Source organism: Polyangium sp. y55x31, assembly GCF_029946505.1.
Lineage (GTDB): Bacteria > Myxococcota_A > Polyangia > Polyangiales > Polyangiaceae > Polyangium.
Genome location: NZ_JARZHG010000041.1, coordinates 88,620 through 100,007, shown reverse-complemented (window position 1 = coordinate 100,007; position 11,388 = coordinate 88,620). Strand labels below are relative to the sequence as shown.

Below are 11,388 nucleotides of genomic sequence, written 5' to 3'. Positions count from 1 at the left end.
GGATGCGGGGTCGGCCGCGGGCGCGGCGGCCTCGGCGACGGCGGGGGCCGGATCGGCCGCGGGCGCGGCGGCGGGCGCGGGCTCTGCCACGACGGCGGGCGTGGGCGCGGACTTCCAGGCGACGGGGATCATCGCGCCGATGTCCCTCGCCTTGCCGGCGAGCAGGACGGTCGCGAACGCCATCGCGGCGGCGAGGGCGGCAAACCCCGCGGTCCTGCGGCGACGGCGCGCGCGCACCGGGGCGCCGAGGGCGAGCATCGCGGCCTCGCGCATCTCGGCGGCGCTCTGGAAACGCAGGCCGGGGTGGCGCGAGAGGGCGCGCATGACGAGCTCGTCGACGGCCTCGGGCAAGCGCTTGCCAGGCGCGCGATCCCGCGGCCGTTCGGGGCTGCCCTTCATCTTCGCGTCGACGATCGCGGCGGCGCTCGCGCCCGTGAAGGGCAGCGAGCCGGTGAGCATCTCGTAGAGCACGCAGCCGAGCGCGTAGAGGTCGGCGCGTCCGTCGACGCGACCGCCCGCCGCCTGCTCGGGCGCCATGTACTCGGGCGTGCCGAAGAGCGTGAAGCCGGCCGCGACCGCGTTGTCGCCGCCCGGCGCGCCGAGGACAGCCTCGCCGATGTCCTCGGGCGTGTGCGCGAGGCCGAAGTCGAGCACTTTTACGCAGCCGCTCTGGGTCAAGAAGACGTTCGCGGGTTTGACGTCGCGGTGGACGATGCCCGCGGTGTGCGCGACCTCGAGGGCGCCGAGCGCGCGGATCACGATGCGCAGCGCGCGTTGCCAGTCGACCTCGCGCTCGCGCGAGATCAGGGCTTCGAGCGTCTCGCCTTCGAGCAGCTCCATCACGCAGAAGAGGCGGCCGTCCGCGGCGCGGCCGAAGTCGTAGAGGTCGACGAGCCCTTCGTGCGAGAGGCGCGACATCGCGCGGGCCTCGTGCCGGAAGCGCGCAGCGAACTCGGGCGAGGCGCCGTGCTCGGGGGCGAGGATCTTCACGGCCACGCGGCGGCCGAGATCCACGTGCTCGGCCTCGTGCACGACGCTCGTGGCGCCGCCGCCGAGCTCGCGCACGAGCCGGAGGCGCGTGCCGGGCAAGAGGCCCTCTTCCTCGGCAGGAAGAGCCTGCGGCGCCGCGGGGCGGGCCTTCTCCTCGATCGTGGCCTCGAAGGTGGCGCGCGCGGCCGTGACGAGTCGCGCGAACTCGCGGCGGCTCTTCGCGGGCTCGCTCGGGAAGAGCGACTGCATGAGGTACTGCGTCCGCGCGCGCACGCCGCGCTCGCCGCCGGGCAAGGGAGGCGCGGCGCCGAGGAGTTTTGCGAGGTCACGCGCGGCCACACGCGCGAGGCCGTAGCGCGCCTCGCGATCGAAGGCCGTGAGCTTCGCGAGGATCGTGTCGAGCTCGGGCGGCGCGCCGATCTGCGCGGCGATGGGCGGGAGGTTCTGCGCGTTCCGCGCGACGGCGGCCATGTGCACGGCCGCGTCGCCCTGCAAGAAGCGCCGGCCCGCGCAGAGCTCCCAGAGCATCACGCCGAGCGCGTAGACGTCGACGCGCGCGTCGCCGGTGTCGCCGTTCGCGACCTCGGGCGCGACGTAGCCGGGTTTGGCGAAGACGACGCCGCTCACCGTGCGGCAACGGCGGTTCATGCCGCGCGCGGTGCCGAAGTCGATGATCTTCACGTCGCCCGCGTAGCTGACCATCACGTTCTGCGGGGAGAGATCGCGGTGCACGATCGCGAGCGCGCGGCCCGCGGGATCCTTGCGCTCGTGGACGTGCGCGAGGGCCTCGGCGATCATCGTGGCGACGGCGACGGCCTCGGCCCAGCCGACGCGATATCCGAGCGCATGCGCGCGGCCGCGCACGTCGCCGAGGCTCTTGCCCTCGACATGCTCGACGACCGCGTACGGCTCGCCGGTCTCGTCGTCGAGCGAGGCCTCGAGGACCTGCGCGACGCCGGAGTGCTGGAGCTGGGCCTGCACGCGGGCCTCGTCGAGGAAGCGCGCGATGAAGCTCGGATCACTCGCGTGATCGCGGCGAATGACCTTCACGACGACAGGCCGCTCGGCGCCCTCGATGCCCATGGTCGACGCGAGGTAGACCTCGCCCATGCCCCCGCGCGCGATGCGGCGAAGCAGGAGATATCGGCCGAGGACGCGCGGAAGCTCCTCGCCGGGCCCCGCGCCGGCGCGCTCGTCGTCGTGCGGAGCGGCGAGGTCCGAAGCTCGCGTCGCCTGCGCCGCGCCGTCCACGCCGGCGCGATCCATGTCGAGGGGGGCAGTCGCCATGCCCACACGCTAGAAATGTAAGACAAGGTGGGCCAATAATTCGGCATCTGGAAGTCGCGACGCGCATGGAGGACCACAGACAATTGCCGCGGGCCCTCCGGTCGGCTATGGATAGGTCGGATGTTGCGGTTCGCGGTTCTTCGTGCGCTGGCCGTCGCGGCGGTGTTCGCCGTGGCGTGGCTCGTGCCGCTCCGCGCATACGCAGCGATCGTACCGGCTTGCGAAGACGATGCTTCGTCCTCCTTGGGCATTGCGCCGCGTGTGGCGCAGCCGGAGGGCGAGGACGTGGTGGACTGCAGCGCGCCCACAGCGCCGAACGACGAGGTCGATCCTCAGATCGCGGCGATGTGTGACGAACGCGGCGCCACGGCAGTCGCGCCAGGGCGGATCCACCCGATGACCGACGCGCGCATCGACGCGGGGGTCTCGTGTGACGGGACGGAATTCGGTCCGGCCCTCGGTCCCTCGCACGGCGAGCAGAACCCCATCGCGTCGTTCGTCGCAACGGTACCGGACGCCATGCTTTCGGCGTCCTTCGATCTCCGACCGGCCTTCGCCGTCGAGCTCCCGGCGTACCCGCCGGTGGAGGGCGCCCCACTCCGGGGTGTTCGCCGAGAGATCGATCGGCCTCCTCGCGCCTGACGCTTGTCGTGGTCGTTCGCGCGCGCGAGCGACAGACGAATGCAAGCGATCCAGCGCGAAGAGGAAAACTCGCGAATCGGCTCCACGCCCCTTCCGGTTGAAGGCGGGGGGGCGTCACCGGTCCGCACGTGTCACGGCAGCGTCGATCGAAAGACGACGCGCGAGATCGTGGATTTTCGTCCCGAAGAACATTCGTCGGGGCGATCGAGGTGTCGAGCTCTCGCAGCGCGATGAGGAGCGCCGCGCGGGCAGCACCGTGCTCGGAAAGAAAGAGAAGAAACATGAACAAAGGAACCGCCATCGTCGGCTTCCTTCTCTGCTTCATGGCAGGGATGGCGCTGATGTGGGGCATCGATCGCGGCGCCGGCGGCGGCCACTCGGCCAGCGCCGAGGCGACGCAGGAGTACGTCGCCGGCGGGACGTGGGATCACAGCGACGCGTCGGTCCCCGTCTCGTCGAAGGATCCCACGTGGGGCAACCCGAACGCGCCCGTCACGCTGGTGCTCTTCAGCGACTTCGAGTGCCCCTTCTGCAGCAAGGTCGAGACGACCCTGACGCAGCTCCGCGAGCAGTACGGCCCGCAGAAGCTCCGCATCATCTGGAAGTCGAACCCCCTGCCCTTCCACAAGAACGCGCGTCCCGCGTCCGTCGCGGCCGAGACCGTGTTCCGCATGAAGGGCCCCGAGGCCTTCTGGAAGTTCCACGAGCTCGCGTTCCAGAACCAGCGCGCCCTCACGCCCGAGAACTTCGAGCAGTGGGCCGCGCAGGCGGGCGTGGACAAGGCCAAGTTCAAGGCCGCCTACGACAAGCAGGAGTTCGCCGCGAAGGTGGACGCCGACCTCGCCGCCGGTAAGGCCGCGGGCGTCTCCGGTACGCCGGCGTCGTTCATCAACGGCATCCTGCTCAGCGGCGCGCAGCCGATCGACAAGTTCAAGCAGGTGATCGACGAGCAGCTCAAGGCCGCCGACGCCGCGATCAAGGCCGGGACGAAGCCGGAGAAGGTCTACGCCAAGCTCTCGCAGGAGAACAAGGCGAAGGCGCCCCCGCCGGCGAACCGCGACCAGGCGCAGCAAGAGGACAAGACCGTCTGGAAGGTGCCCGTCGGCACGTCGCCCACGAAGGGCCCCGAGACGGCGCTCGTCACGATCATCGAGTGGTCCGATTTCCAGTGCCCCTTCTGCAGCCGCGTGGTGCCCACGCTCGACGAGGTCGTGAAGACCTACGGCGACAAGGTCCGCATCGTGTGGAAGGACAACCCGCTGCCGATGCACCCGCGCGCCGAGCCGGCCGCGGAGCTCGCGCGTGAGGCCCGCGCCCAGAAGGGCGAGGCGGGCTTCTGGGCCGCCTACGATCTGCTCTGGAAGAACCAGCAGAAGCTCACCGACGACGATCTGCTCGGCTACGCCAAGGAGCTCGGCCTGAACGTCGACAAGGTGAAGACCGCGATCCTCGACAAGAAGTACGGCGCCGAGATCACGGCCGATCAGGACCTCGCCGACGAGCTCCAGGCGAGCGGCACGCCGCACTTCTTCATCAACGGCCGCCGTCTCGTCGGCGCCCAGCCGATCGAGAAGTTCAAGGCCGTCATCGACGAGGAGATCAAGAAGGCGCAGGAGCTGCTCGGCAAGGGCGTCGCCGCGAAGGATCTCTACAACGAGATCATCAAGGACGGGAAGACGCCGCCCCCGCCGGAGAAGAAGACCGTCGACGCGGCCCCCGCCGAAGCTGCCTGGAAGGGCAACGACAAGGCGAAGGTCGTGATGCAGATCTTCAGCGACTTCGAGTGCCCCTTCTGCAAGCGCGCAGAGGACACGGTCGCCCAGGTCGAGAAGGCCTACGGCGACAAGGTGAAGATCGTCTGGCGTCACAAGCCGCTGCCGTTCCACAAGAACGCGATGCCCGCAGCGCTCGCGGCCGAGGAGGCCAAGAAGCAGAAGGGCAACGAGGGCTTCTGGAAGATGCACGACGCGCTCTTCAAGGGCGCCGGTACGCCCGACGCGTTCGCCCGTACGACGCTCGAGAAGTACGCGGAGGAGCAGGGCCTCGACCTCGGGAAGTTCAAGTCCGCCCTCGATACCGAGGCGCACAAGAAGTTCATCGAGAGCGAGAGCGGCGTGGCAGACAAGGCGGGCATCAGCGGCACGCCGGGCTTCCACATCGCAGCCGCGGGCAAGGCGGAGGGCTACTTCATCAGCGGTGCCCAGCCGTTCCCGAAGTTCAAGAAGATGATCGATCTCGTCATCAAGGAGTCCGGCGCCGCGAAGAAGTGAGCGGTGACCGTTCCTGACGATCGATGAAACACACCACGAGGGGGCCTCGAGCCCCCTCGTGGCTTTTTGTGCTCGCAAGGCGTCGCGCCGGGGCGCTGCCCCGGACCCCGCGGGGGCTGTCCGCCCCTCGACCCGGACCAGGCACGGCCTGGACCGAGGGCGGAAGAACTGCGCGATGCGCAGTTCTTCCGACGGGCCGGTGGCAAGACCGCGAAGGTCGTCGCACGCAGCGGCACGTTGCCGGTTGAAACGTCAGCGCTGCGGTCTTGGTTGGCAGGGTCGTCGTTGGTCTCGACCTGGCCTGTTCGATGAACTGCGCGGAGCGCAGTTCATCGACCCCGAGTCCAGCGCTTGCGCTGGTCCGGGTGCAGGGGCGGACAGCCCCTGCTGGGGCCTGGGGCAACGCCCCAGCGCGGCGCCTTCGACAACACTCAACCGCGCTTCTTGTGGCGGCCTTCTTGTTCCCACCAGAGCACGTAGCGGACCTGCGCGGCCTCGCGTTCGTCTTCGGGGAGATCGTCGTAGTAGCCGAGATCTCGACCGACGAGTGGAGCGAGCTCCTCTGCGGCGGCGCGGCGGAGTGTGGCTGAGTCCGAGAGGAGTGCGTCGATGAGCCACTCGACGCGGCTGCGTGTGCCGTCCGTGGTCCAGAAGGCGTTCCACTTGCGTGCGTCGCGGCCGAAGTCGTGCCGTGTGACGAGCACGAGTGCGCGATGTGCTGCTTCCACGAGCTCCGTGGTCGTCTCGCCGAGTGTTGCGATGAGCGCTGGGACCGACTTTGCGGCGGCGATCTCGCCGAGGGCTTCGATGGCGAACAGACGCCGGCCGACGCGCTCGGTCGTGGTCCGCGCGAGACGCTCGAGTGACGGGAGGATGGGCGCCTCGGTCGTGGGGCCTGCGGCGACGAGCGATGCGGCGGCGCGACGTGCGACACGACGAACTGGGGCGGCGTCGTCGAAGAGGCGCTTGGAGATGGCCTCCGCGCTCTCTGGGTACATGAGCTCGCCGAGCAGGTGCGTTGCCCAGAACCGGACGTCGGGATCACCGGCGGTGCTGCGCACGGCGAGGAAGGGCACGGCGGGACGGCCCATCGCGACGATGAGGCCGAGCAGAGGGCCGCTGCGCGAGGCGAGCGGCAGCTCGGCGCCGCGTGAGAGGACACGCGGGTCGAGGCGAAGTGGGCCGGGGAAGCGGGCCATGATGGCGTGCATCGCGGCCTCGCCGAGGCGGACGAGATCCTTCTGGGCCTCGCCGTCCTCGGCGCCGGATTCGAGGAAGCGCTGCACGAGGGCGATGGGATCGGGGCCCGCGGTGCGTGCGCGGCTCGGGAGCGTGCTGCCCGCGGGCGCGACGTTCCAGTCGGCGGCGGGGGTGACGCTGGGTTCGTCCTTGGGCGAGCGGAGGGCCCAAGCATCGACAGGCGGGCCGGGGAGCGTCTCCGGGGGCAGGGGCGAGTTCGTCTCGCCGCCTGGGGGTGGGACACGCACGGGGGGCGCGGGCGCAGGCGGCACCGCGGGGACCTGGGGCGGGGGCGCGAAGGCGTCGGGCGGAGGCGCGGGCGCCGTGGGCACCACGGGCCGCACGGGGGGCACGGGAGGCGTCGGCGGCGCGGCGATGGCGTTGGGCGGCGGCTCCGGGGGCAAGGGCTGCGCGCCGAGGCCCAGGGAGGCCTTGCTACGACCGCCGAAGCTCGGCGCGATGGCCCGGCGCGCGGCGCGCGGGGGCGGGGCTGGGGCGGGCGCTGGGCCGGCCTCTGGAGGCCGGGAGACGGCCGTGATGGGGGGAGGCGGGGGCGTGGTGGGTCCGAGGCGCACGCGGCCCGTGGCGACGACGCCGAGGGGCGTGCGGCGGCGACGGGACACGGGGCCGCCGCGGCGTCCGGTGAGGTCCCAGGCGCTGTCGGAGTCGGGGGGGCGCAGGGCGAGGGGCTCGGCGCGCGGGGCGGCGGAGCTCGGCGCGGGCGTGGGGCTCTGGAGCGTCTCCACGAGTGCAGGGGCCGCGGGGGCCGGGGCCGCGGGCGCGGGGGCCGAAGGGGCCACGCGTGGCGGCTCGGGGGCCGGCCGGGGCGCGGGGCTCGGCTGGCTCGACGCGAGGCCCGCGAAGGAGGTCTCGTCCGCGGCCGGCTTCGGGCTCGCGTGGAGCATGGCCGGCGCCATCGCGGAGGCGGACGGCAAGGTGACGGCGATCGTGGAGATGGCCGCCGGCGGGGATTTGGGTTCGGCCGCCGGCGCCGGAGGCTCGGAGGCGTCCGCCGAGCGCGCGGGCAACTCGAAGGCGCGGGCGAGCGCGACGAGCCCGACCTGCCGGGCCGCGCCCGGGGCCTGCGGCGGAGGTGCGGGCTTGGGAGGGCGCTTGGCCGGGGCAACGTCGCCCGCCGCGCCGCCGCGCTTCTTCCGCAGGATGGCGCGCTCGAGCGCCTCGGCGGTGAGGCCCGCGATGGCGATGACGTCGCCGAGCGCGGAGAGCTCCACGTCGACGGCGCCGTCGTCGCCGTAGAGCAGCGCGACGGTCCGGTTTCGCACGACGATCGGCAGGACCAGCACGGCGGCGGCGCGCGTCCCCGCATCCGTGCGACCCGATCGACCGAGCTCGGAGGCGATGTCGACGTCGAGGTCGCCGACAGCAGGCGGCATGATCACGGGCGCCCTGCGCTCGCGGGCGAGGGCGAGCACGCTCGGGCGGCCGAGGGGCACGGAGAGCGACATGAGCCGCGCCGCGCCCGCGCCGGGGCCCGAGGCGTCACGTCCATCCGCGACGTCGCCGTGCACGACGAAGAGCGCCGTGTACTCGAAGAACTGGTGGGCGAACGCGAAGAAGATGTCGAGGACCTCGTCGGTCGTGGTCGCCTCGCCGAGCTCTTCTTCGGCCATCGCCGTGGTGAACGGGCCCTTGCGACGGGGCCGCGCGGCGCGGCGGTCCGGAGCCTCCGCAACGCGTGTCTTGCGATCGCCCGTGACCGCGCGGCGAAGCACGCTGGTGCTCGTGCGGGTGCGGTTCGACTCGCGTCGCACGAGGCGCTCGGGCCTTCGCGAGACAGGCGCCTCTTCCTCGTCGATCGCGTCTGCGATCGGCGCCGGCTCCGGCGGCGCGGCGATGGTCTCGGGCATCTCGTCGCTGGTGCGCGGGCGCGGCAGAGGCGGAGGAAGGGCGACGGGCGCGGGCGCGGGCTCGATGACTGCGACGGTCGGCGCGGGCTTGGGGTGCTCCGAGCGAGCCGCGCGCGCGCCGATGGGCGTGGCCGAGAGCTTCGTGCGTGTCGGGACGATCGGCGGCGCGGCTCCCGCGACGAGCGTGTCCGGCGTCTGCGTCGGCGGCGTCTGCGTCGGCGGATGCGGCGTCGCGATGGGAGGCTCCGGGGCGCGCTCCGGCGGCGGACGCGAGGAGCCGGTGCTTCGCGGCGGCATGACCGTCGGGCTCGGATCGGGGCGGCTCTCGAGCTTGGCGACGAGCCGGAGGAAGCGACGATCGAGCGGGATCTGGTAGGCCTCGGCGATCGCCTGACGGATGCGCACGAGCGGCGCGACGCTCTGCCGGATCTCGACGGCGAGCGCGAAGGCGAGGTCGCCTTCGACGGCCGGCGAGAGAGGCTCGGCGGTGGCGATCGTGAGCACGCGCCGCGTGAGCGCGAGCGGAAAGATGCCGTGCCTTATCGCGAGATCCCCGGGCACGAGGCGCAGCACAGGCGGGGGCGGCAGCGGGAGTTTGCCCGAGGGCGCCTCTTCGAGGCCGAGCACCTCGGCGAGCAGAGGCACGAGCATCTCCTCGCGGGCGCCGCCGACCTCGAGCAGGTTCGTCACGAGGTCACCGCCGTGCACGACCTGCCGCGCGATCGCCTCTTCGAGGGAACGCATCGGCACGCCACGCTCGGCGAGCGCAGAGCTCAACATCGATGAAGGGGCTCGATCAGCCAAGGGGTTTCCATCGATGGTAAACGAAGTTCGCCCAGGAGGCACAAGGGCGAATGCGTCGGTTTGGAGCGCAGCGCGGCGCGTCCAAGCGTCGCTCTGAGCGCTGGCCGACGCTCTACGGCAAAGGCAAGAGCGACACGGGCGGAAGGCGCTCGGGCGCGAGGGTGCCGACCTCACGTCCCGTCACGCGCTCGATGATGTGGATCGCAGGCGCGCCGTACGCCTTGTCGCCGAGGAGCACGTGCCGACCGACCACCGCGAGGCCCCAGTAGTCGTAGTTACCGCCCTGGCCACCTTCCCGCGTATCGGCCAGGACGATCGGCTCGGTTTGTCCGGACGGATCGAACCGCACGAGGCGTGTCGCGTTCTCGAGCCCGGTGCCCGCGACGATCGCATACGCCTCGTCCGGCGCCGCGAGCTCGACTTCGGCGAGGGATCCATCGAACGTGCTCTCCTCGGCGATGCCCGTCACCGCGAGGGTGTCGAGATCCACGATCGCGGCCGCGTGGCCCTCGTCGATCGCGTAAAAGTCGCCCGGCATCGCGAGCACCACGGTCTTGCCCGAAGGATCCCACGGCACCGGCCTCATGCGGCCGAACGGGTTTTTCCCGCCGAGGTCGACGGAGCCCGTGACGCTGCGCGAGGCGAGGTCGATCACCACGAGCGCGCCGTTCTCCGCGGGCTTCCACGTGCGGCGATCGAGGCGCTGCACGGACGCGAAGACGCGATCGCCGACGACACGCAGCGCCTCGATCTCGGGCAGGCCGTCGACGTCGGCGAACATCGAGAGATCGACGGTGCCGCCGAAGCTCCCGTCGGGCTCGATCACCGCGACGCCGGGCTGCTCGTACCGCGCGACCCAGAGCCTCCCTTCCGCGTCGAGATCCGCGTCGTGCGGGTTGTGCGGTCCGCCCGCTTTGCCGCCCGTCGCGAGCTCGAACGTCGTCTCGGACTCGCCGAACGCGACCCACGTGCGCCCGAGCGCGAGCGAATCCGGATCGACCTCGCGCACGATCCCTTGATCTCGTACGCACACGAACGGTCCGCCGAAGCCGGAGGAGAGCAGCGGATCGACGCCGAGCGCGATGTCCGGGATCTCGGTCAAGCAGCCAGCCTCGTCGATGCGCCCGAGGCCACTCGCCTGCAGGTTCGTGGCGAGCATCAAAAGCGCGCCGTCGAGCGCGACGCCGCTGCACGTACGCGCGGTGCCGGCCGGCTCGGAGCAGCCCCCGAGGAGCGTGATCGCAACACCCAGGAAGACGACGTTCGCGCGTGCCATGCAGCCGAGCGGAGCATGCCCGCCCGGTCATCGCAAGGCGCCGGCTAGCCGGACGCGGCGCGCGCCTTCTCGGGCTGGGCCGGGATCTCCGAGGCCTTGCGCAAGGAGACCACGCAACGGAGCGTGAGCCCCGTGTCGCCCGGTTCCACGACGAGCGAGCCGCCGTGCGCTTCGAGGATCGCCCGCGCGATCGGCAGGCCGATCCCGAGCCTGAGCTTGCGCCGGCCGTGCGTCTCGCGCGGCACGATGTCCCGCTCGACGAAGGGCTCGAAGAGGCGCGCGAGCACGTCCTTGGGCACGGCGTCGCCCTCGTCGCGCACCCGCACGATCGGCGCGCCGTCCCGGGCCTCGGCCGTGACGTGCACCGTGCCGGAAGGCGCGCGCAAGGTGGCGAGATCGACGACCGAGGTGAGGGCCGTGGCGAGCACATCCACGTCACCGACGAGCTCGGTCGCAGCGTCGGCGTCGGTCTGCTCGAGCACGAGGCGCACGCCGCGCGTCTTCACCGTGGGCTCGATGCGCGTCATCACCTCGTCGATCAGATCGCCGAAGCGGATGGGCCCGAGCACGAGCGGCTTGTCGGTATCGAGCAGCCAGACGGCGTCGTCGAGCTCCGCGAGCATACGCGTGAGCCGCTCGCCCGCGCCGCTCACCCGCTCGAGCATCTCGCGCGTCGGAGGCGTGAGATCCCGGCCAAACCGGAGCAAGTAGTGGACGCCGGCGAGCATCGTCGAGAGCTCGCCACGCAGGTCGTGGGCCACGCGGTCGAAGAAAACCTCGTCGACACTCATGAGGCACACTCTAGAGCCCGAAAAGGGGCGCGGTAAGCGTTGACCGAGCACACGACGCACACTGCGTAGCACGCAGGAGACGCCGAGGATCGAGGAGATCGCGAAGAGAGCCGACGGACGGATCCGCCGTCTCGCGAGGACGAAGTTCGCAGAGACCGCGCCGCCGCATTGCGCATCGCGCGCGCCGGTCCAAGACATGGGGAAGCGACGCGTCTCGTCGC

Annotated in this window: 6 protein-coding genes; 2 read left to right on the top strand and 4 right to left on the bottom strand. The window is 71.7% G+C overall.

Annotated elements, in window-relative coordinates; translation table 11 throughout:
- A partial coding sequence (locus tag QHF84_RS42075; RefSeq protein WP_281319211.1) for a serine/threonine-protein kinase occupies positions 1-2,277 on the bottom strand: 2,277 nt, incomplete at its 3' end.
- 120 nt (positions 2,278-2,397) lie between these two features.
- Between QHF84_RS42075 and QHF84_RS42070 the strand changes: the two genes are divergently transcribed.
- Both QHF84_RS42070 and QHF84_RS42065 read left to right on the top strand, forming a co-directional pair.
- Entirely contained in the window at positions 2,398-2,919 is a 522-nt protein-coding gene (locus tag QHF84_RS42070) for a hypothetical protein (protein WP_281319210.1), read from the top strand.
- A 281-nt stretch (positions 2,920-3,200) separates the two neighbouring features.
- Positions 3,201-5,189: a thioredoxin domain-containing protein gene (locus QHF84_RS42065; protein WP_281319209.1), complete on the top strand. Its 1,989-nt coding sequence runs from the start codon at positions 3,201-3,203 to the stop codon at positions 5,187-5,189.
- A gap of 431 nt (positions 5,190-5,620) precedes the next feature.
- Here QHF84_RS42065 and QHF84_RS42060 read toward each other — a convergent pair whose 3' ends face one another.
- From QHF84_RS42060 to QHF84_RS42050, 3 genes are all read right to left on the bottom strand, one after another.
- Positions 5,621-9,076: a hypothetical protein gene (locus QHF84_RS42060; RefSeq protein ID WP_281319208.1), complete on the bottom strand. Its 3,456-nt coding sequence runs from the start codon at positions 9,074-9,076 to the stop codon at positions 5,621-5,623.
- Between the two features lie 136 nt (positions 9,077-9,212).
- On the bottom strand, positions 9,213-10,376 hold the full coding sequence (locus QHF84_RS42055) for a hypothetical protein (protein ID WP_281319207.1): 1,164 nt from the start codon (positions 10,374-10,376) through the stop codon (positions 9,213-9,215).
- Between the two features lie 44 nt (positions 10,377-10,420).
- The gene (locus QHF84_RS42050) at positions 10,421-11,167 is read right to left on the bottom strand and encodes a HAMP domain-containing sensor histidine kinase (RefSeq protein WP_281319206.1); all 747 of its coding nucleotides are present in this window, start codon (positions 11,165-11,167) and stop codon (positions 10,421-10,423) included.
- Positions 11,168-11,388 lie beyond the last annotated feature (221 nt).

Coding starts and splice junctions, on each gene's coding strand:
- QHF84_RS42070 (WP_281319210.1), top strand. CDS start 2,398: ATGTTGCGGTTCGCGGTTCTTCGTGCGCTGGCCGTCGCGGCGGTGTTC.
- QHF84_RS42065 (WP_281319209.1), top strand. CDS start 3,201: ATGAACAAAGGAACCGCCATCGTCGGCTTCCTTCTCTGCTTCATGGCA.
- QHF84_RS42060 (WP_281319208.1), bottom strand. CDS start 9,076: ATGTTGAGCTCTGCGCTCGCCGAGCGTGGCGTGCCGATGCGTTCCCTC.
- QHF84_RS42055 (WP_281319207.1), bottom strand. CDS start 10,376: ATGGCACGCGCGAACGTCGTCTTCCTGGGTGTTGCGATCACGCTCCTC.
- QHF84_RS42050 (WP_281319206.1), bottom strand. CDS start 11,167: ATGAGTGTCGACGAGGTTTTCTTCGACCGCGTGGCCCACGACCTGCGT.